The organism is Curvibacter fontanus (assembly GCF_054780335.1).
Genome location: NZ_BAAGWN010000013.1, coordinates 1 through 20,865, shown reverse-complemented (window position 1 = coordinate 20,865; position 20,865 = coordinate 1). Strand labels below are relative to the sequence as shown.

Below are 20,865 nucleotides of genomic sequence, written 5' to 3'. Positions count from 1 at the left end.
CATACCTCGGGGGGAATGCGGCACAATGCCGCGTTCCAGCCAGACTTCAAAAGGAATCACCATGTTCTACACCGTCGACACCGCCAAATCCTTCGAACAGGCCGCCACCGATCTGGACGCCGCCGTCAAACGCCACGGCTTCGGCGTGCTGCACGTCCACGACATCGGCAACACCCTGCGCAGCAAGGGCCTGAGCTTCACCGAGAGCTGCCGCGTCTTCGAGGTCTGCAACCCGGCCCAGGCGGCCAAGGTGCTGGCCAGCGACATGCAGATGAACATGGCCTTGCCCTGCCGCATTTCCGTCTACACTGAAAAAGGCAAGACGAAGATCGGCATGATCAAGCCCACCGACATGCTGGCCATGCTCTCCCAGGACCCGGCCCTGAGCCAGGTGGCCCGGGAAGTCGACGAGAAAACCACCCTGATGATCAACGAGGCGAAATGATTCCACCTGCCCTGCACCGATTCCTGCGCCAGACAGCGGTCCTGCTGCTGGCTGGCGGTTGCCTCTGGGCCCAGGCCCAGGACAGCAGCCCCAGCTACGCCGGTGCAGAGCCGTTGGGCACGGCCATGGAAAACTGGGCCTACCCCTACCCGGTGCAGATGCTGCAATTCGAGATGGAAGGCCGGCCGGTGCGGATGGCCTACATGGACGTGAAACCGGAGCACCCCAACGGCCAGACCCTGCTGCTCCTGCACGGCAAGAATTTCAGCGCTGATTACTGGGCCAACACCATGCGCGTCATGTCGGGCTACGGCTACCGCGTGATCGCGCCGGACCAGATCGGCTTCGGCAAGTCGGCCAAGCCCGAGATGCGCTACACCTTCGGCATACTGGCCGAGAACACGGTGCGGCTGCTGGACCACCTACGGATCAACCGGGTCACGGTCATCGCCAACAGCATGGGCGGCATGCTCGGTGTGCATTTCGCGCGCCGTTATCCGGAACGCGTGATCGCCCTGGTGCTGGAAAACCCGCTGGGCCTGGAAGACTATGGAGCCAGCATCCCGCCCCAACAGATCTCCAACCTCGTGAAGCTGGAAATGGCGCAGACACCGGCCAGCTACCGCAACTTCGTCAAGGGCTACTTCCCGGTCTGGAAACCCGACTTCGAGCGCTACGTCGAGCAGTTCGCCCGTGTGCAGTTCAGCGGGGACTACCCGCACTTCGCCCTGGTATCGGCCCTGACCTACCAGATGATCTACGAAGGCCCGATCATCAACGAGCTGCCCCAGCTCAAGGTGCCCACGCTGCTGATCATCGGCCAGAACGACCGCACGGTCTTCGGCCGCCGTTTCGCGCCGCCCGAAGTGGTCAAGCCCATGGGCAATTTCCCTGTGATGGGCCGCGCCGCACAGCAGCGCATCCCGGGATCCGTGCTCAAGGAGTTCAACGGCGTGGGCCATGTGCCGCACCTGGAACAGCCTGAGCGTTTCCACGCCGTCATCATCGACTTCATCTACGGCAAAAAATAAACCGCTGCAGGCGCAACGCCTTCAGGGTCATTGCCGGGGTCGTGTGAAGCGGCTCACTTGTCCGCGGACTTCTCTGCCCCGCTTTTCTTGCCCGCCGCCTTGTCCTGGATCCAGTGGTCGGCAGGCTTGAACACCTTGTCGTTCACGACATCGAAGGCCTTGCCCACGGCCTTGTTGGTGGCCGAGGCGCCTTTCTGGATGCCTTGCTCCGCCGCCTCACCGCCTTTCTTGGTGGTGCGCGCGGCCTTGTCCACGAAGCGCTCTTCCTCGGCGTGCAAACCGGTCACAAGGGTAGCCAACAGCCAGCCGAGCAGAAAAATTTTCTTCATCGCAGTTTCTCCTTTTCAAGCAAAAAGGTGGATGCACGGACGTGCAAAAACCCTCTCCGAAAACCGGGCTGCAAGGGCCTGAACAGCCTACTTGCGGGCCGGCGGCAGATCGGTGCAGGAACCGTGCGCCACTTCCGCGGCCATGCCGATGCTCTCGCCCAGCGTGGGATGGGGATGGATGGTCTTGCCGATATCCACCGCGTCGACCCCCATCTCGATGGCCAGCGCGATCTCGCCGATCATGTCGCCCGCGTGCGTGCCGACGATGCCGCCGCCGACGATGCGGTGCGTTTCCTCGTCGAACAGCAATTTGGTGAAACCCTCGTCGCGGCCATTGGCGATGGCGCGGCCCGAAGCCGTCCAGGGGAACAGGCCCTTCTTGACCTTCAGCCCTTGCGCCTTGGCCTGGTCCTCGGTCAGGCCCACCCAGGCCACTTCGGGGTCGGTGTAGGCCACGCTGGGGATGACACGGGCGTTGAAGGCGGCACTGGCCAGTTCCTTGTTGCCCTGCAGTTCACCGGCGATGACCTCGGCCGCCACATGCGCCTCGTGCACCGCCTTGTGCGCCAGCATGGGCTGGCCCACGATGTCACCGATGGCGAAGATGTGCGGCACATTGGTACGCATCTGGATGTCCACCGGGATGAAACCGCGGTCGGTCACGGACACACCGGCCTTGTCGGCGGCGATCTTCTTGCCGTTGGGACTGCGGCCCACGGCCTGCAGCACCAGGTCGTAGGTCTGCGGGGGCGGGGCCTTGCCACCCGGCTCGGCGCTCTCGAACGTCACCTCGATACCCTGGGGCGTGGCTTTCGCCCCTACCGTCTTGGTCTTGAGCATGATGTTGTCGAAACGCGGCGCGTTCATCTTCTGCCAGACCTTGACCAGGTCGCGGTCGGCGCCCTGCATCAGGCCGTCCAGCATCTCGACCACGTCCAGGCGCGCGCCCAGGGTGCTGTAGACCGTGCCCATCTCCAGGCCGATGATGCCGCCGCCCAGGATCAGCATGCGCTTGGGCACTTCCTTGAGCGCCAGGGCGCCGGTGCTGTCCACCACACGCGGGTCGTCGGGCATGAAGGGCAGGCGCACGGCCTGCGAGCCGGCCGCGATGATGGCCTTCTTGAAGGCGATGACCTGTTTCTTGCCGCTCTTGTCCTGCGCCGTGCCGGTGGTCTCCTCCACTTCCACATGGTTGGGGCCGACAAAGGCGCCGTAACCCCGCACGACCGTGACCTTGCGCATCTTGGCCATGGCGGCCAGGCCGCCGGTGAGCTTGCCCACCACTTTTTCCTTGTGGCCGCGCAGCTTGTCGATGTTGAGCACCGGCTTGCCAAAGTCCACGCCCAGCGCGCTCATGTGGCTGACCTCGTCCATCACGGCCGCCACGTGCAGCAGGGCCTTGGACGGAATGCAACCCACATTGAGGCAGACGCCACCCAGGGCAGCGTAGCGCTCGACCAGCACGACCTTGAGGCCCAGATCGGCCGCGCGGAAGGCCGCCGAGTAACCGCCAGGACCGGCGCCCAGCACCAGCAGGTCGCAATCCAGATCGGCGCTGCCGCCGAAGCTGGCCGCGACCGGAGCGGGTGCAGAGGATGAAGGGCTTTTCGAGCCCTCCCCCGTGACGGGGGAGGGTTGGGGTGGGGGTGAGCCAGCTTGCCCCGAAGGGGAACTCGTGTCGCTGCTTTCAAGCAGCAACACGAGAGACCCTTCTTTGACCTTGTCGCCGATCTTGACCTTGAGCTCCTTGACCACCCCGCCCTGGCTGGCCGGGATTTCCATGGAGGCCTTGTCGGACTCCACGGTGATCAGGCTCTGCTCGGGTTTGATGGTGTCGCCGGCTTTGACCAGCAGCTCGATGACTGCGACCGATTCGAAGTCGCCGATGTCCGGGACCTTGATTTCTATGAGTGCCATCGGTTTTCCTTACAGTAAAACGCGGCGGAAATCGCCGAGCACCTGGGCCAGATAGGCATTGAAACGCGCACCCGCCGCACCATCGATCACACGGTGGTCATACGACAGCGAGAGCGGCAGGGTCAGGCGCGGCTGGAAGGCCTTGCCGTCCCAGACCGGCTTCATCGCACCCCTGGACAGGCCCAGGATGGCCACTTCCGGCGCGTTGATGAGCGGCGTGAAGTAGGTGGTGCCGATACCACCGAGCGAAGAGATCGAGAAGGTGCCGCCTTGCATGTCGGCCCCACCCAGCTTGCCGTCGCGTGCCTTCTTGGACAGTTCGGCCATCTCGGCGGAAATCTCCACCAGGCCCTTCTGGTCGGCGTTCTTGAGCACGGGCACCACGAGGCCATTGGGCGTGTCGGCCGCGAAGCCGATGTTCCAGTAGTTCTTCAGAACGAGCTGATCACCGTCGAGGCTGGCATTGAACTCGGGGAATTTCTTGAGCGCCGCCACCGCCGCCTTGATGACAAAGGCCAGCATGGTGAACTTGATGCCCGCCTTTTCGTTCTCTTTGTTGAGTTGCACGCGCAGGGCTTCCAGCTCGGTGATGTCGGCATCTTCGTAGCTGGTGACATGCGGGATCATGACCCAGTTGCGGTGCAGATTGGCGCCGCTGATCTTCTTGATGCGCGAAAGCTCCTTGCGCTCGACCGGGCCGAACTTGGCGAAGTCCACCTTGGGCCAGGGCAGCAGGCCCAGGCCGGCGCCATCGCCGCCACCCGACGAAGCCGCGCCCATGGCCTGGGTGCGCGCCGCGCCACTCATCACGGCCTTGCTGAAGTTCTTGACGTCTTCATCGACGATGCGGCCCTTGGGGCCGCTGCCCTTGACCTCTTCGAGCGGCACGCCGAGCTCGCGCGCGAACTTGCGCACCGAGGGGCTGGCATGCGGCAGCTGGCCCTTGGGGGCCGTCGGATCATGGGCCGGCACGGCGGCAGACGCCACAGGAGCGGGCGCAGCCACCGGCACCGCGGCAACTGCAGCGGCCACGGGGGCAGACGCGGGCACGGTGACCGCAGTGGTTTTGGCCCCCTCCCCCGTGACGGGGGAGGTTTGGGGTGGGGATGAGCTTGTCTGGCCCGCAGGGGAACTCGTTTCGCTGCTGTCAAGCAGCAAGACGAGTGACCCCATGGCGATTTTGTCGCCGATCTTGACCTTGAGCTCCTTGACCACACCGGCGTGGCTGGAGGGGATCTCCATCGAGGCCTTGTCGGATTCGACCGTGATGAGGGACTGCTCGGCCTTCACCGTGTCGCCCGGCTTGACCAGCAGCTCGATGACCGCGACGGACTCGAAGTCACCGATGTCCGGCACCTTGATTTCTACGATAGCCATGTTTGTTCTTCCTTGTTGGGCCGGGACGACCTTGTGGCTTCGGCTCACATCGCTGCGCGATACAAGCCTTCACCGCAAAGTGCGTCCCGTTCTACGCTCAGGCGTAGAGGGGATTCACTTTGTCAACCTTGATCTTGTACTTGGCGATGGCCTCGGCCACCTTCTCCATCGGCATCGCGCCTTCCTCGGCCAGGGCCTTGAGTGCGGCCACCACGATGTAGTGGCGGTTGACCTCGAAGTGCTCGCGCAGCTTGCTGCGGAAGTCGCTGCGGCCGAAACCGTCGGTGCCCAGCACCTTGTAGGTCCGGCCCTTGGGGATGTAGGGGCGGATCTGCTCGGAGAAGGTCTTGACGTAGTCGGTCGAGGCGATCACCGGGCCGGCATGCGGCTCCAGTTGCTGCGTGACGAAGGGCGCGCGCTGCTTGCCCGTCGGGTGCAGCAGGTTCCATCGCTCGCAGTCCTGGCCGTCGCGGGCCAGCTCGTTGAAGCTGGGGCAGCTCCAGACGTTGGCGGCCACGCCCCAGTCCTTCTCCAGCAATTCCTTGGCGAACATCGATTCGCGCAGGATGGTGCCCGAACCCAGCAGATTCACCTGCGGCGTCTTCTTGCCAGCCTTGGCTTCCTGCAGCAGGTACATGCCCTTGATGATCTGCTCTTCCGTGCCGGTCTTCAGGCCCGGCATGGCGTAGTTTTCATTGAGCAGGGTCAGGTAGAAGAAGACATTGTCCTGCTTCTCCACCATGCGCTTCAGGCCATGGTGCAGGATGATGCCCACCTCGTGCGCGAAAGTCGGGTCGTAGCTCACGCAGTTCGGGATGGTGCTGGCCAGCACCTGGCTGTGGCCGTCCTCGTGCTGCAGGCCCTCGCCGTTGAGCGTGGTGCGCCCGGAGGTGCCGCCCAGCAGGAAACCACGCGCCTGCATGTCGCCGGCCGCCCAGGCCAGATCGCCCACGCGCTGCAGGCCGAACATGGAGTAGTAGATGTAGAAGGGGATCATGATGCGGTTGTTCGTCGAATACGACGTTGCCGCGGCGATCCAGCTGCAGATGCCACCCGCCTCGTTGATGCCTTCCTGCAGGATCTGGCCGGCCTTGTCTTCCTTGTAGTACATGACCTGGTCCTTGTCGACCGGGGTGTACTTCTGCCCTTCCGGGTTGTAGATGCCGATCTGGCGGAACAGGCCTTCCATGCCGAAGGTGCGCGCCTCGTCCACCAGGATGGGCACCACACGCGGGCCCAGGGCCTGGTCGCGCAGCAGCTGCGTCAGGAAACGCACATAGGCCTGGGTGGTGGAGATCTCGCGGCCCTCGGCCGTGGCGTCCAGCACGGACTTGAAGGTCTCCAGCGGGGGCACCGTGAACTTCTCGCTCGACACGGCGCGGCGCTTGGGCAGGTAACCGCCCAGGGCCTTGCGGCGCTCGTGCAGGTACTTCATCTCCGGCGTATCGTCGGCCGGCTTGTAGAAAGGGATCTTGGACAGTTCGCTGTCGGGGATCGGGATGTTGAAACGGTCGCGCATGTAGCGGATGTCGTCATCGCCGAGCTTCTTGGTCTGATGGGCCGTGTTCTTGCCCTCGCCGGCCTTGCCCATGCCCCAGCCCTTGACGGTCTTGACCAGCAGCACGGTGGGGCCGCCCTGGGTGTTGTGGGCCTTGTGGAAAGCCGCATAGACCTTCTGCGCGTCGTGGCCGCCGCGACGCAGGTTCCAGACGTCCTGGTCGCTCATCTTGGACACCATCTCCAGGGTGCGCGGATCGCGCCCGAAGAAGTTCTTGCGCACGAAAGCACCGTCATTGGCCTTGAAGGCCTGGTAGTCGCCGTCCAGCGTGTCCATCATGATCTTGCGCAGCGCGCCGTCCTTGTCGCGCGCGAGCAGCTCGTCCCACTCCTTGCCCCAGATCAGCTTGATCACGTTCCAGCCGGCGCCGCGGAACTCGCCTTCGAGCTCCTGGATGATCTTGCCGTTGCCGCGCACCGGGCCGTCCAGACGCTGCAGATTGCAGTTGACGACGAAGACCAGGTTGTCGAGCTTTTCGCGCGCGGCCAGGCCGATGGCGCCCAGGCTTTCGGGTTCGTCCATCTCACCGTCGCCGCAGAAGACCCAGACCTTGCGCTGGCTGGTGTCGGCAATGCCGCGGGCGTGCAGGTACTTGAGGAAACGCGCCTGGTAGATCGACATGATGGGCCCCAGGCCCATCGACACGGTGGGAAACTGCCAGAAACCGGGCATCAGCTTGGGATGCGGGTAGCTGGACAGGCCCTTGCCGTCGACTTCCTGGCGGAAATTCAGCATCTGCTCTTCGCTGATGCGGCCTTCAAGATAGGCGCGGGCGTAGATGCCGGGGGATGAGTGGCCCTGGATGTAGAGCAGGTCGCCACCGTGGGTGCCACCCTCGTCCGTGTTGTCGCCATGCCAGAAATGGTTGAAGCCGGCCGCGAACATGTGCGCCAGGGACTGAAAGGAACTGATGTGGCCACCCAGGTCCCCGCCGTCGGCCGGGTCCAGGCGATTGGCCTTCACCACCATGGCCATGGCGTTCCAGCGCATATAGGCGCGCAGGCGGCCTTCCAGGTCCAGATTGCCGGGGCTGTGCGCCTCCTGGTCCGGCTCGATGCTGTTGACGTAGCCGGTGGTGGCCGAGAAGGGCATGTCGATGCTGTGCTCGCGCGCATGCTCCAGCAACTGTTCGAGCAGGTAATGGGCGCGCTCGGGCCCCTCCTGCGCAATCACCGCCTCAAGGGCGTGCTTCCATTCAAGGGTTTCCTGGCTGTCGAGATCTTCGGCGTTGAGTCCAGACAGGTTCTGGGGCAGGGCTGACATGCTTGTCTCCTCTTGGTTTCAGGCTAGGAACAGGTTGCTTAGCCAATGTAGATCGATACGAGAGTTTCTCATAATTTTCGCGAAATTTTAAGCTGTGCTTTTCTATTTCACATTATGAATTAAAAAAAGACCGCCTGAAGTCATACGGAATACACTGGCCGGACATGAATACACGTCTGAGCACACGGCTGGCTTCGCTGCGCGAATTCCCCGCGCTGCTGCACCTGCAGCAGTGGTGGCGCCAGCAGTCCCCGCACCGCCAGGACCGCTACGCCATGCTGGCGCCACTCCTGGCGGTGCTGCTCTTCCTCGCCGCTATCGTCGCCGCCTTCGGCTATCTGCGGCTCGAAGAAATGGAACGCGAACAGGAGGCGGTGCGGCGTGACGTGGAATACGCCCAGCAGCGCATGCGCCTGCGCCTGCTGGAGCGCCAGGAGGAACTGGTGCGTCTGGCCCAGGAAATCTCCGGTCAGGAGATCGACACCGACCAGTTCCGCAACCGCGCCAATGCCCTCCTCACTCAGTATCCCGAGTTGCAAGGCCTGAGCTGGCTCGACGAGCGCCGCCGTCTGCGCGCTGCACACGGTAATCCCAGTCTCGCCCACAGCCTGACCAACAGTCCCGCGCGCGCTGGCGCACGGCCCGAAAAACCCAGCGACACCGAAAACGCCTTTGCCCTGGCGCGCGAACTGCGCCAGCCCATTTACGTCCAACGCAGCGCCACGCCCGACGGCACCGCGCTGCTGGAGCTGCACCTGCCCCTGTACAGCCGCACCCGCTTCAGCGGCGTGCTGCTGGCCGAATATTCGCTGGACACCCTGTATCGCTATGGCGTGCCCTCGGAGGTCTCGGCGCGTTACGCCGTCTCGCTGCGCGACTCCCGCGGCGAGGTGCTGGCCGGCAGCAGCGCACCCAAACGCAACCGGGCCGGCCAGTGGCTGGGCTGGGCCGCCAGCGCGAACGAATACGAGGTGCCGGTCTCGCCCGTGGGCAACGGCCTGGTGCTGCACGCCCAGGCCTACCGCGCCTCGCTGGGTGTGATCGGCAGCGGCCTGTTCTGGCTGGTCGGCACGCTCAGCGCGATGACGGCCTGGATGCTGATCGCCAACTGGCGCCACACGCGCCGGCGCATGCAGGCCCAGCATGCCCTGGTGCTGGAGACCAATTTCCGCCGCGCCATGGAGAATTCCATGCCCACCGGCATGCGCGCGTTGGACCTGCAGGGCCGCATCACCTACGTCAACGCGGCCTTCTGCCAGATGACGGGCTGGAGCGAACGCGAGCTGGTCGGCTGCACGGCCCCCTTCCCCTACTGGCCCGAGGAAGACCGCGACATGCTGATGGGTCGGCTGGAGGACGAACTCACCGGCCGCGTCACCCCGGGCGGTTTCCAGGTGCGCGTCAAGCGCAAGGACAGCACCCTGTTCGACGCCCGCATCTATGTCTCGCCGCTGATCGACGCGCGCGGCCTGCAGACCGGCTGGATGACCTCGATGACCGACATCACCGAGCCCAACCGCGTACGCGAGCAACTCTACGCCTCCTACGAGCGCTTCACCACCGTGCTGGAGGCCCTGGACGCCTCGGTCTCGGTGGCGCCGCTGGGCACGGATGAACTGCTGTTCGCCAACAAGCTCTACCGGCTCTGGTTCCAGGAGCAGAGCAGCGGCCATGTGCGCCTGTCCACCCAGGCCGGCATGCCGGCCCGCCTGAGCAGCGAGGACAGCCAGGACAGCGTGGATGGCCTGATGGGCATGCCCACCAGCGCCCTGCCCGATGCCGAGGTCGAAAACGCCGAGGTCTACGTCGAAGAACTCGACAAATGGCTGGAAGTGCGCACGCGTTACCTGACCTGGGTGGATGGCCGCCTGGCGCAGATGGTGATCGCCACCGACATCACGCCGCGCCGCCTGGCCGAGGCCCAGTCTGCCGCCCAGGCCGAGCGCGCCCAGACCGCCAGCCGCCTGATCACCATGGGCGAGATGGCCTCCAGCGTGGCACACGAACTGAACCAGCCGCTGACCGCCATCAACAACTACTGCAACGGCATGGTCTCGCGCATCAAGGCGCAGCAGATCTCCGAGGAGGACCTGCTGGGTGCGCTGGAGAAGACCGCCAAGCAGGCCCAGCGCGCCGGCCAGATCATCCAGCGCATCCGTTCCTTCGTGAAACGCAGCGAACCCAACCGCACGCTCTCCGAAATCACGGTCATGGTCAACGAGGCGGTGGAGCTGGCCGAGATCGAGCTGCGGCGTTACAACGTGCGCCTGAGCTATTTCATGGCCGACCTGCCCCCCGTGCTGGTCGATCCCATCCTGATCGAGCAGGTGCTGGTCAACCTGCTGAAGAACGCGGCCGAATCCATCGTTCATGCCCAGCGCCCGCCCCAGCAACGCCGGGTGGAACTGCACGTGCTGCCGGCCAGCGTGGAGGGCAAGCCGGTGGTGGAGTTCACCGTGACCGACACCGGTCGCGGCATCGCCCCCGAGGTCATGGCGCGCCTGTACGAAGCCTTCCACACGACCAAGGCGGAAGGCATGGGCATCGGCCTGTCCCTGTGCCGCTCCATCGTCGAATCACACCAGGGTCGGATGAAAGCCGAGAACCTCTACAATGGACCTGAAGTCACGGGCTGCCGTTTCACCTTCTGGCTGCCCGTGGACGGACCAGAGGCTGCGTCGGCCCCTCTACAACTGCAAGCAGAAAAATCTCAGGTTAGAGCATGAGTCTGATTCCAAAAAAGGGCACGGTCTATGTGGTCGACGACGACGAGGCCGTGCGCGATTCGCTGCAATGGCTGCTCGAGGGCAAGGACTACCGGGTGCGCTGCTTCGACTCGGCCGAGTCCTTCCTGAACCGCTACGATCCGCGCGAGGTGGCCTGCCTGATCGTCGACATCCGCATGGAGGGCATGACCGGGCTGGAGCTGCAGAACCGCCTGATCGAAAGCCATTCACCCCTGCCCGTCGTCTTCATCACCGGCCACGGCGACGTGCCCATGGCGGTGGACACCATGAAAAAGGGTGCCATGGACTTCATCCAGAAACCCTTCAAGGAAGACCAGCTGGTCACCCTGGTCGAACGCATGCTGGAGCGCGCCCGCGACACCTTCAGCGTGCACCAGCAGGCCGCCAGCCGCGACGCCCTGCTGGCCAAGCTCACGCTGCGCGAAAGCCAGGTGCTCGAACGCATCGTGGCCGGCCGCCTGAACAAGCAGATCGCCGACGACCTGGGCATCAGCATCAAGACGGTGGAGGCGCACCGCGCCAACATCATGGAGAAGCTCAACGCCAACACCGTGGCCGACCTGCTCAAGATCGCCCTGGGACAAGCCGCCAAGGCCTGACCCGCTCCGCACGAATCCGACGCCCGCCACCGCGGGCGTTTTTACTTGAATGAAGACGACGACATGACCCAGACCTCCGCCCGCCTGATCGACGGCAACGCCCTCTCCAAGCAACTGCGCGGCGATGTCGCCCAGCGCGCCGCCGCCCTCAAGGCGCGCGGCATCACGCCCGGCCTGGCCGTGGTCCTGGTCGGCGACAACCCGGCCTCCCAGGTCTACGTGCGCAACAAGGTCAAGGCCTGCGAGGACAGTGGATTGCACTCGGTGCTGGAAAAGTACGAGGCCTCCATGACCGAAGCCCAGCTGCTGGCGCGCGTCGACGCTCTCAACAACGATCCGGCCATCCACGGCATCCTGGTCCAGCTGCCCCTGCCAGCCCACATCGATGCGCACAAGGTCATCGAGTCGATTTCCCCGGCCAAGGACGTGGATGGCTTCCACGTCGCCAGCGCCGGCGCCCTGATGGTCGGCCAGCCCGGTTTCTGGCCCTGCACGCCCTATGGCTGCATGAAGATGCTGGAAAGCATCGGCTACGAGCTCAAGGGCAAACATGCCGTGGTCATCGGCCGCTCCAATATCGTGGGCAAGCCCATGGCCCTGATGCTGCTGCAGAAAAACGCCACCGTGACTGTCTGCCACAGCGGCACGAAGGACCTGAAAGCCATGACCCTGCAGGCGGACGTGGTGGTCGCCGCCGTCGGCAAGCGCAACGTGCTCACCGCCGACATGGTCAAGCCCGGCGCCGTGGTGATCGACGTGGGCATGAATCGCAACGACGAAGGCAAGCTCTGCGGCGACGTCGATTTCGACGGGGTCAAGCAGGCGGCCGGCTGGATCACCCCCGTACCCGGCGGCGTCGGCCCCATGACCATCACCATGCTGCTGGTCAACACCCTGGAAGCCGCCGAACGCATGGCAGCGGGCTGATCGGGATCATCGGCAAAAGCTATGAGGCCCCGGCTTGAATCGGGCCGGCTTGACCGCACAATGCAGGCATGAGCAATCCCCTCCTCGACACCTCCGGCCTTCCCCTGTTTGACCGCATCCGCCCGGAGCACGTGGCCCCGGCCATGGACACCCTGCTACAAGCGGCGGACGCCGCCCTGGAGCGCGTCACCGCGCCGGACTTCCCGGCCGACTGGTCGGCCATCGCGCGCGATCTGGACGTGGCCACCGAAAACCTGGGCCGCGCCTGGGGCGCCATCAGCCATCTCAACAGCGTGGCCGACACCCCCGAGCTGCGCGCGGCCTACAACGAGGCCCTGCCGCGTGTGACCGAGTTCTGGACCCGTCTGGGTGCAGACGAACGGCTCTACGCCAAATACAAGGCCATCGCCCCCGCGACCTTGAACCCGGAACAGCGCCAGGCGCACCGGAATGCCCTGCGCAACTTCGTGCTGGGCGGTGCTGACCTGCGCGGCGCCGCCAAGGAACGCTATGCACAGATCCAGGAACGCCAGGCCGAACTGAGCCAGAAGTTCAGCGAGAACACGCTGGACGCGACCGATGCCTGGTCCTATTACGCGAGCCACAGTGAGCTCAAAGGCGTGCCCGACGACGTGCAACAGGCGGCACGCGCGGCTGCGCAAGCCGAAGGCAAGGACGGCCACAAGCTCACGCTCAAGATGCCCTGCTACCTGCCGGTCATGCAATTCGCCAAGAGCAGCGACCTGCGCCACAAGCTCTACCGCGCCTACACCACGCGCGCCTCCGACCAGGCCGAAGGCGATGGTGCCAAGTTCGACAACAGCGCCCTGATCCGCGAGATCCTGGCCCTGCGCCAGGAAGAAGCCCGGTTGCTGGGCTACCTCAACTTCGGCGAAGTCTCGGTGGTTCCCAAGATGGCCGAGTCGCCCGAGCAGGTGGTGCGATTCCTGCGCGATCTGGCGCTCAAGGCTCGCCCCTACGCCGAACAGGACGTCGCCGACCTGCGTGCCTACGCCCGTGCCGAGCTGGGCCTGAACGACCCGCAACCCTGGGACTGGCCCTACGTTGCCGAGCGCCTGAAGGAGGCGCGTTACGCCTTCAGCGAACAGGAGGTCAAGCAGTACTTCACGGCGCCGCGCGTGCTCGCCGGCCTGTTCAAGATCATCGAGACCCTGTTCGAGGTGTCGATCCGGCCCGACACGGCCCCGGTCTGGCACCCGGCCGTGGTCTTCTACCGCATCGAACGCGGCGGTCACCTGGTCGGCCAGTTCTACCTGGACCAGCCCGCCCGCCCCGGCAAACGCGGCGGCGCCTGGATGGACGATGTGCGTTCACGCTGGCTGCGCCCCGACAACGGCCAGCTGCAGATGCCGGTGGCCCATCTGGTCTGCAACTTCGCCGACGGTGTGGGGGACAAGCCGCCCCTGCTCACGCACGACGATGTCATCACCCTCTTCCACGAATTCGGCCACGGCCTGCACCACCTGCTGACCCAGGTCAACGAGCGTGATGTCTCGGGCATCAGCGGGGTGGAGTGGGACGCGGTGGAATTGCCCAGCCAGTTCATGGAGAACTTCTGCTGGGAATGGGACGTGCTCAAGCACATGACGGCCCATGTCGATACCGGTGAGTCCCTGCCGCGCGCCCTGTACGACAAGATGATCGCGGCCAAAAACTTCCAGAGCGGCCTGCAGACCCTGCGCCAGATCGAGTTTGCGCTGTTCGACATGCTGCTGCACACCGAGCACGACCCACAACAGGACTTCATGCCCCTGCTCGACCTGGTGCGCGCCGAGGTGGCCGTGCTGCAGCCGCCGGCCTGGAGCCGCACGGCCCACACCTTCAGCCACATCTTTGCCGGCGGTTATGCGGCCGGCTACTACAGCTACAAATGGGCCGAAGTGCTCAGCGCCGACGCCTACGCCGCCTTTGAGGAAAACCCGGGCCCGGAGGGCTTGCCGAATGTGCAAACCGGGCGAAAATACCGTCAGGCCATCCTGGAGGCCGGGGGCAGCCGCCCGGCCATCGAATCCTTCAAGGCCTTCCGCGGGCGCGAGCCCAGCCTGGACGCACTGTTGCGGCACCAGGGCATGGCCCGCTGACAGCGAAGCTGCACATAAGGAATAATCAGGCGCATGAAGACCACACACCGATTCCGCCACGCAGCCCTGCTGGCCGCGGCTGCCGTCTTGGCCCTCCTCCCGGTTCTGGCCTCGACCCAGGGCATCTACCGCATCGTCGGCCCGGACGGCCGGGTCACTTTCTCCGACAAACCGCCCACCAGCAGCGAAAAGGCCACGGCCCTGAGCCCGAGCGGCCGTTCCAGCGAGAACGGCGCCGCCGGCGAACTGCCCTTCGAACTGCGCGAAGCCATGAACCGCTACCCGGTCACGCTTTACAGCGGGAAAAACTGCGAGCCCTGCAATGCAGCGCGCAACCTGCTGAACTCACGCGGCATACCCCATACCGAGCGCACTGTCACAACTTCACAAGATGTCGAAGCACTCAGGCGCCTGGGCATTGAGGCCACAGTGCCTACCGCCACCATCGGCGGCCAGCGCCTCAAGGGCTTTTCCGAAGGTGAGTGGAATGACTTCCTTGACGCTGCGGGCTATCCCAAAACCTCCCGCTTGCCCTCCGGCTACCGTAATCCGCCGATTGGCCCACTGGCCCCCCCTGCGGAAGCGGCTGCCACGCCCGCTGAACGCCCGGCCGCACCACCGGTAACACCCATTGCCCCGGCGCCCGGGCCGACACCGGACAATCCCACCGGCATCGTTTTCTGATCCACCAGGGGCCCTCGCAAGGCCCTTGTGCTTTCAGTACGTCAGCGTCTTCACGCCACCGGCCGTGCCCAGCAGACAGACCTGGGCGCGCTGGTGCGCGAACACGCCCACCGTCAGCACACCCGGCCACTGGCTGACCTCGGTCTCGAAGGCCAGCGGTTTTTTGATCTGCAGCCCGGTCACGTCCAGGATATGCAGGCCGTTGTCGGTCACCAGGGGCTGCCCGTCCTTCAGGCGCAGCCTGGCCGTGCCGCCCAGGGCCGCGAACTGGCGGACCAGGCGCTGGGTCGCCATGGGGATCACCTCCACCGGCAGCGGGAACTTGCCCAGCACCTCGACCCGCTTGGACTCGTCGGCGATGCAGACAAAACGGCGCGACTGGGCGGCCACGATCTTTTCGCGCGTGAGCGCCGCACCGCCGCCCTTGATCATGTTGCCCTGGCCATCAATCTCGTCGGCGCCATCGATGTAGACCGCGAGCTCGCCCACCTCGTTGGCATCAAAGACCGGGATGCCCAGGGCCCGCAGGCGTTCGGTACTGGCGACGGAACTCGATACCGCCCCCTTGATCCGGTCTTTCATGCCGGCCAGCGCCTCGATGAACTTGTTGACCGTGGAGCCGGTGCCGACCCCGACGATTTCGCCGGGAACCACGTAGTGCAGGGCCGCCTGGCCAACCTGGGCCTTGAGTTCGTCTTGGGTGAGCATATTGATCGATGAGGTGAGGGATTGATCTGGGAAAATCGGGAAAACACCGGAATTATGCGATGTCCCTGATCCCCTACGCCCTCTCCCGCGCCATGCTGTTCCGCCTCGACCCCGAGGCCGCGCACGATCTCACCATCGCCATGATGGCGCGCACGCAAAATACGCCGCTGGCCTGCGCCTACAGCAAGCCCCGCGTGGAAGACCCGATCACCCTGGCCGGCTTGCGTTTCCCCAACCGCGTCGGCATGGCCGCCGGCCTGGACAAGAACGCGCGCTGCATCGACGGTCTGGGCGCCATGGGTTTCGGTTTTGTCGAGGTCGGCACCGTGACGCCGCTGGCCCAGCCGGGCAATCCCAGGCCACGCATGTTCCGCCTGCCGACGGCGCACGCGCTGATCAACCGCATGGGTTTCAACAACGAGGGCCTGGACGCTTTCCTCGCCAACGTGCAGCGCGCCAGCTTCCGCCGCAAAAGCGGCAGCCCCCTGCTGCTGGGCCTGAACATCGGCAAGAACGCCGTCACCCCCATCGAGCGCGCGACCGATGACTACCTGATCGGACTGAGCGGCGTCTATCCGCACGCCGACTACGTCACGATCAATATTTCCAGCCCCAACACCAAGAACCTGCGCGCGCTGCAAAGTGACGAGGCCCTGGACGCTCTGCTCGGCGCCATCGCCGCCCGACGTGAACAGCTGGCCCAACAGCACGGCAAACGTGTACCTCTCTTCGTGAAAATCGCCCCCGATCTGGACGAGGAGCAGGTGAAGGTCATTGCTGCGACCCTGTTGCGCCACGGCATGGATGGCGTGATCGCCACCAACACCACGCTCAGCCGCGAGGCGGTTCAAGGTTTGCCGCATGCCGAGGAAACGGGTGGTCTCTCGGGCGCTCCGGTGCTCGAGATGAGCAACCGCGTGATCCGCCAGTTGCGCACGGCACTGGGCCCGGACTACCCCATCATCGGCGTGGGCGGCATCCTGGGCGCCGCAGACGCCGTGAGCAAGATCGAGGCCGGCGCCGACCTGGTGCAGATCTATACGGGGTTGATCTACCAGGGCCCGGATCTCGTGCAGCAGTCTGCGCTCGCGATCAAGGACCTGCGTCCATCGCGCTGAACCCGCGCGGTGCGCTCAGGCCGCAGCCTTGGCGCTGCGCTCCTCCCTGGCAAGCTCGGATCCGGGCAGCGGCTGATCCCAGGAAGGTTCGCCGGCGAAACGCTCGGCGAGGAACTGTACGAAGTTGCGGATGCGTTCGGGCAACCGGCGATCCGGCAGGAACACGGCATACAGCGTGCTCTCCTGCAGCGCGTACTCAGGGAACAGATGGACCAGCCGGCCGGCCACGATGTGCTCGCTGGCCGCGAAAGACGGCAAGACGGCGACGCCCACACCGGACACGGCGGCATCGACGATGCCCTCGGCCACATTCGCACGCAGATTGCCCGACACATTGACGGTGAGTTCGCCCTCGCGCCCGCGGAAGCGCCATTCATGGCCCTTGGGCTTGTCATAGACCAGGCAGTTGCAATTCAGCAGATCCCGCGGGGTGCGTGGCGTGGCGTGGGCCGCCAGATAGGCCGGCGCGGCCACCACGACCCAGCGGCAGGGCGCCAGCCGGCGCGCGACCAGATTGCTCAGGCGTGGCTCTTCGGCCAGCCGCACCACCAGATCGGCGCTGCCCGAGATCAGGTCGGCAAAGCGTTCCGAGAGGGTGACATCGATCTGGATCGAGGGGTTGTGCAGCAGGAATTCACGCACGGCCGGCAGCAGATGCAGGCGCCCGAAGGTGATGGCCGTGCTGATACGGATCAGGCCGTGGGAGCCACGCGAGAGCTCCTCGACATCGCGCACGGCTTCTCCTGCGTCGGCCACGATGCGTGCGCAGCGCTCGTAGAAGCGCTCGCCTGCCTGGGTCAGGCCCAGCTTGCGGGTGCTGCGGTTGAGCAGTTTCACGCCCAGCGACGCCTCGAGCTCCTGGATGTGGCGGCTCGCCAAGGCCTTGGAAATGCCGCAGCGATCGGCGGCCACGGTGAAGCTCTTGGCGTCCACCACCGCCACAAAGGTGGCCAGGGCGTTCAGATCACGCATCGCACTCTACCCGTAAACAATGAATTCACAGAAACCCGTTTCACAAGCCAGAGCCTAAAAGTATATTCGTCCGGAGCTTGTACGCTGTACCTGCGCCCTTGCACGGCTGCCCTGCCCATCCTTGAAAGACCGATATCGTGATCTGGAGCGAAGAATATTCCGTGACCCGCGAGGGCGTTCAACTGCATGTGTTCCGCAAGCGGGCCCAGGCACCCGTGGCAGGCGAAACGCCACGGCCGGTGCTGATGCTGGTGCACGGCTCCACCGTCTCGGGCCGCAACACTTATGACCTGCAGGTGCCCGGCGGCAAGGACTACTCGGTGATGGACTATTTTGCCGGGCGCGGTTATGACGTCTGGACCCTGGACCACGAGGGCTACGGCCGCTCGGGCTGGTCGGGCCGCGGCAACAGCGACATCAAGACCGGCGCCAGGGACCTGGCCGCCGCCATTCCCCTGGTGCTGCAGAAGACCGGCGCGCAAAAGATCAATCTCTTCGGTTCGTCCTCGGGTGCGCTGCGCGCCTGCCTGTACACGGCCGAACACCCGGAGACTGTCGAGCGGCTCGGCCTCTCGGCCCTGGTCTACACGGGCGCCGGCTCCCCCACGCTGGAGCAGCGCCGCAAGAAGCTGCCCGAATACTCGGCCAGCCCGCGCCGCAAGGTGGACCTGGCCTTCTACGAAGGCATGTTCAATCGCGACAAGCCCGGCAGCAGCGAGGACATCGTGCCCAAGGCCATCGCTGCAGCCGAACTGCCCCTCGTCAGCGAAGTGCCCACCGGCACCTATGTGGACATGTGCGCCAAGCTGCCGGTGGCCACGCCCGAGGCCATCCCCTGCCCCGTGCTGGTGATCCGCGGTGAATACGACGGCATCGCGGCCGAACCGGACCTGCTGGACTTCTTCGCCCGCCTGCCCACCAAGGACAAGGAGTTCGTGGTGCTCTCAGGCATCGCTCACAACCCGATGATGGGCGTGCAGCGCTACAAATTCCATTACGCGCTCGAGACCTTTCTGCGCCGACCCGTCTGAGCAGCCAATCACATCCGAGGAAACAAGACCATGGCACATGTGCAATGGACCGGTGGCATCGAACACTGGACCCGCAAGGGCGAGATCAAGCTCTTTCTCTGGCAGAAACCGGCCAACCCCAAGGTGCCCCACGCCGGCACCCTCCTCTTCGTCCACGGCTCGTCCATGGCCTCGCAGCCGACCTTCGACCTCTCGGTCCCCGGCCGGCCGCATTCTTCGGCCATGGACTGGTTCGCCGAACGGGGCTTCGACACCTGGTGCATGGACAACGAGGGTTATGGTCGCTCCGACAAGCACCGTCCGATCAACTTCGACATCAGCAACGGTGCCGATGACCTGGCGGCCGGCAGCGAGTACATCCTGAGGACCACCGGTGCCGGCAAACTGATGGTCTACGGCATCTCCTCCGGGGCGCTCAAGGCCGCGCTGTTTGCCGAGCGCCACCCCGAACGCGTCGCCCGCCTCGCGCTGGACGCCTTCGTCTGGACCGGCGCAGGCAGCCCCACCCTCACCGAGCGCAAGAAGAAGCTGCCGGAATTTCTGGCGAAGAACCAGCGCCCGATCGATCGCGCCTTCGTGCACAGCATCTTCAACCGCGACCATCCGGGCTGCGCCGACGAGGCCACCAAGGAGGCCTTCGCCGATGCCATCCTGACGCTGGACGACTCCATGCCGACCGGCACCTATGTCGACATGTGTTCGAAACTGCCGGTGGTCGAGCCGCGCAACATCAAGGCGGCCACGCTGATCATGCGCGGCGAGTTCGATGGTATCGCCAGCCTGGACGATCTGCTGAAGTTCTACCAGCTGCTGCCCGGCACGAGCAAGCAGTTCAGCATGATGGAGGGTATCTCCCATGCCAGCTTCCAGCAAAAGAACTATCTAATGGTTTACGCCATCCTGCACGGCTTTTTCGCCATGCCCGAACCTGACTACAAGGGGTAATCATCATGATCGCAAGCTTCTCCATCCGTCGTCTTTTCCTGGGCTCGCTGCTCGTGCTGGCCGCCGGCAGCGCCGCTGCACAGGGCTATCCGAACCGCCCCGTCAAGATCATCGTGCCCTTCGGTCCTGGCGGCTTCACCGACGTCGTCGCGCGCATCCTGGGCCTGAAGCTCGGCGCGGCCATGGGCGGCTCCTTCGTGATCGAGAACAAACCCGGCGCCGGCTCCACCATCGGCGCCGACCAGGTCGCCAAGTCGGCCCCCGATGGCTACACCCTGGTCATGATCTCCTCGACCCACACGATCAGCCCTTCGATCTACAAGACGATTCCCTACGACCCGATCAAGAGCTTCACCCCCATCAGCAAACTGGTGGATTCCGCCTACGTGCTCGTGATCAACCCCGCCAAGGTGCCGGCCAACAACGTGAAGGAATTCATCGCGCTGTCCAAGGCCCAGCCTGACACCCTGCGCTACGCCTCCTCGGGCAACGGCAGCACGCAGCACCTGATGGGCAGCCTGTTCATTTCGATGACCGATGCCAAGCTGCAGCACATCCCCTACCGGGGCAGCAATCTGGCCATGACCGACCTGATCGGCGGCGTGGTGGAAAGCAGCTTTGCCGGCGTCACCAACGCCCTGCCCCATCTGGCCAGCGGCAAGCTCAAGGCTCTGGCCGTGACCACGGCCACCCGCGCCCCGCAGATGCCCGACGTGCCCACCCTGCAGGAAGCCGGCGTGCCCGGCTACGACGCCAGCAACTGGCTGGCCCTGCTGGGGCCGGCCGGCATGCCCAAGGAGATCGTGCAACGCCTCAACAACGAGATCGCCAAGCTCATGGCCCAGCCCGACACGCAGAAGGCCCTGTTCGACGCAGGCGTACAGGTCAGCCTGTCGACCCCCGAAGGTCTGACCCAGCTCATGCAGGACGAGACCGTCAAGTGGGGCAAAATCGTCAAGGATGCGGGCGTCCGGATCGACTAGTAGACTGTAACGATTGAATCGGTAGTAATGCGCCGTGACAGATCGCAATACTTCCATTTCACGGGTTTGGGTTGCTCGTTGTACTTGCGGATGTATCGCATGAGCTTTCTCTTGAGGTCTTGCACGGAA

Annotated in this window: 17 protein-coding genes; 11 read left to right on the top strand and 6 right to left on the bottom strand. The window is 64.8% G+C overall.

What is annotated here, in order from left to right; all coding sequences use genetic code 11:
* The first annotated feature begins 61 nt into the window (after positions 1 to 61).
* Both ACYVH8_RS09525 and ACYVH8_RS09520 read left to right on the top strand, forming a co-directional pair.
* Positions 62 to 445: a DUF302 domain-containing protein gene (locus ACYVH8_RS09525; protein WP_460488619.1), complete on the top strand. Its 384-nt coding sequence runs from the start codon at positions 62 to 64 to the stop codon at positions 443 to 445.
* Positions 442 to 1,476 (top strand): alpha/beta fold hydrolase, encoded by a 1,035-nt coding sequence (locus tag ACYVH8_RS09520; protein WP_460488618.1) that lies wholly within the window; start codon positions 442 to 444, stop codon positions 1,474 to 1,476. Before ACYVH8_RS09525 ends, ACYVH8_RS09520 begins: the two co-directional genes overlap by 4 nt.
* A 53-nt stretch (positions 1,477 to 1,529) precedes the next feature.
* On the opposite strand, the gene ACYVH8_RS09515 is transcribed toward ACYVH8_RS09520, so the two are convergent.
* From ACYVH8_RS09515 to aceE, 4 genes are all read right to left on the bottom strand, one after another.
* Complete coding sequence (locus ACYVH8_RS09515) at positions 1,530 to 1,805, bottom strand: hypothetical protein (RefSeq protein WP_460488617.1); 276 nt, start codon at positions 1,803 to 1,805, stop codon at positions 1,530 to 1,532.
* Between the two features lie 87 nt (positions 1,806 to 1,892).
* Positions 1,893 to 3,722: a dihydrolipoyl dehydrogenase gene (lpdA, locus tag ACYVH8_RS09510; RefSeq protein ID WP_460488616.1), complete on the bottom strand. Its 1,830-nt coding sequence runs from the start codon at positions 3,720 to 3,722 to the stop codon at positions 1,893 to 1,895.
* Between the two features lie 9 nt (positions 3,723 to 3,731).
* Positions 3,732 to 5,099 (bottom strand): dihydrolipoyllysine-residue acetyltransferase, encoded by a 1,368-nt coding sequence (locus ACYVH8_RS09505; RefSeq protein WP_460488615.1) that lies wholly within the window; start codon positions 5,097 to 5,099, stop codon positions 3,732 to 3,734.
* A gap of 97 nt (positions 5,100 to 5,196) precedes the next feature.
* Positions 5,197 to 7,920, bottom strand: coding sequence for a pyruvate dehydrogenase (acetyl-transferring), homodimeric type (aceE, locus tag ACYVH8_RS09500; RefSeq protein ID WP_460488614.1), 2,724 nt, complete (start codon positions 7,918 to 7,920; stop codon positions 5,197 to 5,199).
* 164 nt (positions 7,921 to 8,084) lie between these two features.
* On the opposite strand from aceE, the gene ACYVH8_RS09495 reads away from it, so the two are divergent.
* The 5 genes from ACYVH8_RS09495 (at position 8,085) to ACYVH8_RS09475 (ending at position 14,979) form a co-directional block, all read left to right on the top strand.
* Complete coding sequence (locus ACYVH8_RS09495; RefSeq protein WP_460488613.1) at positions 8,085 to 10,646, top strand: PAS domain-containing sensor histidine kinase; 2,562 nt, start codon at positions 8,085 to 8,087, stop codon at positions 10,644 to 10,646.
* A complete protein-coding gene (locus tag ACYVH8_RS09490) occupies positions 10,643 to 11,266 on the top strand; it encodes a response regulator transcription factor (protein ID WP_460488612.1) in 624 nt (207 codons plus the stop codon). The genes ACYVH8_RS09495 and ACYVH8_RS09490 overlap by 4 nt, the downstream gene beginning before the upstream one ends.
* A 63-nt stretch (positions 11,267 to 11,329) precedes the next feature.
* On the top strand, positions 11,330 to 12,193 hold the full coding sequence (gene folD, locus ACYVH8_RS09485) for a bifunctional methylenetetrahydrofolate dehydrogenase/methenyltetrahydrofolate cyclohydrolase FolD (protein ID WP_460488611.1): 864 nt from the start codon (positions 11,330 to 11,332) through the stop codon (positions 12,191 to 12,193).
* A gap of 68 nt (positions 12,194 to 12,261) precedes the next feature.
* A complete protein-coding gene (locus ACYVH8_RS09480; RefSeq protein ID WP_460488610.1) occupies positions 12,262 to 14,295 on the top strand; it encodes a M3 family metallopeptidase in 2,034 nt (677 codons plus the stop codon).
* A gap of 33 nt (positions 14,296 to 14,328) precedes the next feature.
* On the top strand, positions 14,329 to 14,979 hold the full coding sequence (locus tag ACYVH8_RS09475; RefSeq protein WP_460488609.1) for a glutaredoxin domain-containing protein: 651 nt from the start codon (positions 14,329 to 14,331) through the stop codon (positions 14,977 to 14,979).
* Positions 14,980 to 15,012: 33 nt separating this feature from the next.
* Here ACYVH8_RS09475 and rpiA read toward each other — a convergent pair whose 3' ends face one another.
* Positions 15,013 to 15,687, bottom strand: coding sequence for a ribose-5-phosphate isomerase RpiA (rpiA, locus tag ACYVH8_RS09470; protein ID WP_460488608.1), 675 nt, complete (start codon positions 15,685 to 15,687; stop codon positions 15,013 to 15,015).
* Positions 15,688 to 15,746: 59 nt separating this feature from the next.
* Here rpiA and ACYVH8_RS09465 point away from each other — a divergent pair, with 59 nt between their 5' ends.
* The gene (locus ACYVH8_RS09465) at positions 15,747 to 16,805 is read left to right on the top strand and encodes a quinone-dependent dihydroorotate dehydrogenase (protein WP_460488607.1); all 1,059 of its coding nucleotides are present in this window, start codon (positions 15,747 to 15,749) and stop codon (positions 16,803 to 16,805) included.
* A 15-nt stretch (positions 16,806 to 16,820) separates the two neighbouring features.
* On the opposite strand, the gene ACYVH8_RS09460 is transcribed toward ACYVH8_RS09465, so the two are convergent.
* Positions 16,821 to 17,777, bottom strand: coding sequence for a LysR substrate-binding domain-containing protein (locus ACYVH8_RS09460; RefSeq protein WP_460488606.1), 957 nt, complete (start codon positions 17,775 to 17,777; stop codon positions 16,821 to 16,823).
* Positions 17,778 to 17,938: 161 nt separating this feature from the next.
* On the opposite strand from ACYVH8_RS09460, the gene ACYVH8_RS09455 reads away from it, so the two are divergent.
* The 3 genes from ACYVH8_RS09455 to ACYVH8_RS09445 are packed head-to-tail and all read left to right on the top strand — an operon-like array spanning position 17,939 to position 20,736.
* Entirely contained in the window at positions 17,939 to 18,808 is an 870-nt protein-coding gene (locus tag ACYVH8_RS09455; protein ID WP_460488605.1) for an alpha/beta hydrolase, read from the top strand.
* Between the two features lie 30 nt (positions 18,809 to 18,838).
* Positions 18,839 to 19,753 carry an alpha/beta hydrolase gene (locus ACYVH8_RS09450; protein ID WP_460488604.1) on the top strand — a complete coding sequence of 305 codons (915 nt, stop codon included), beginning with the start codon at positions 18,839 to 18,841 and terminating at the stop codon, positions 19,751 to 19,753.
* Between the two features lie 5 nt (positions 19,754 to 19,758).
* Positions 19,759 to 20,736 carry a Bug family tripartite tricarboxylate transporter substrate binding protein gene (locus tag ACYVH8_RS09445; protein WP_460488603.1) on the top strand — a complete coding sequence of 326 codons (978 nt, stop codon included), beginning with the start codon at positions 19,759 to 19,761 and terminating at the stop codon, positions 20,734 to 20,736.
* The last annotated feature ends 129 nt before the right edge of the window (positions 20,737 to 20,865 follow it).

Bases quoted from the DNA above. Each gene is read 5' to 3' on its own strand.
- ACYVH8_RS09525 (WP_460488619.1), top strand. From the start codon at position 62: ATGTTCTACACCGTCGACACCGCCAAATCCTTCGAACAGGCCGCCACC.
- ACYVH8_RS09520 (WP_460488618.1), top strand. From the start codon at position 442: ATGATTCCACCTGCCCTGCACCGATTCCTGCGCCAGACAGCGGTCCTG.
- ACYVH8_RS09515 (WP_460488617.1), bottom strand. From the start codon at position 1,805: ATGAAGAAAATTTTTCTGCTCGGCTGGCTGTTGGCTACCCTTGTGACC.
- lpdA (WP_460488616.1), bottom strand. From the start codon at position 3,722: ATGGCACTCATAGAAATCAAGGTCCCGGACATCGGCGACTTCGAATCG.
- ACYVH8_RS09505 (WP_460488615.1), bottom strand. From the start codon at position 5,099: ATGGCTATCGTAGAAATCAAGGTGCCGGACATCGGTGACTTCGAGTCC.
- aceE (WP_460488614.1), bottom strand. From the start codon at position 7,920: ATGTCAGCCCTGCCCCAGAACCTGTCTGGACTCAACGCCGAAGATCTC.
- ACYVH8_RS09495 (WP_460488613.1), top strand. From the start codon at position 8,085: ATGAATACACGTCTGAGCACACGGCTGGCTTCGCTGCGCGAATTCCCC.
- ACYVH8_RS09490 (WP_460488612.1), top strand. From the start codon at position 10,643: ATGAGTCTGATTCCAAAAAAGGGCACGGTCTATGTGGTCGACGACGAC.
- folD (WP_460488611.1), top strand. From the start codon at position 11,330: ATGACCCAGACCTCCGCCCGCCTGATCGACGGCAACGCCCTCTCCAAG.
- ACYVH8_RS09480 (WP_460488610.1), top strand. From the start codon at position 12,262: ATGAGCAATCCCCTCCTCGACACCTCCGGCCTTCCCCTGTTTGACCGC.
- ACYVH8_RS09475 (WP_460488609.1), top strand. From the start codon at position 14,329: ATGAAGACCACACACCGATTCCGCCACGCAGCCCTGCTGGCCGCGGCT.
- rpiA (WP_460488608.1), bottom strand. From the start codon at position 15,687: ATGCTCACCCAAGACGAACTCAAGGCCCAGGTTGGCCAGGCGGCCCTG.
- ACYVH8_RS09465 (WP_460488607.1), top strand. From the start codon at position 15,747: ATGTCCCTGATCCCCTACGCCCTCTCCCGCGCCATGCTGTTCCGCCTC.
- ACYVH8_RS09460 (WP_460488606.1), bottom strand. From the start codon at position 17,777: ATGCGTGATCTGAACGCCCTGGCCACCTTTGTGGCGGTGGTGGACGCC.
- ACYVH8_RS09450 (WP_460488604.1), top strand. From the start codon at position 18,839: ATGGCACATGTGCAATGGACCGGTGGCATCGAACACTGGACCCGCAAG.
- ACYVH8_RS09445 (WP_460488603.1), top strand. From the start codon at position 19,759: ATGATCGCAAGCTTCTCCATCCGTCGTCTTTTCCTGGGCTCGCTGCTC.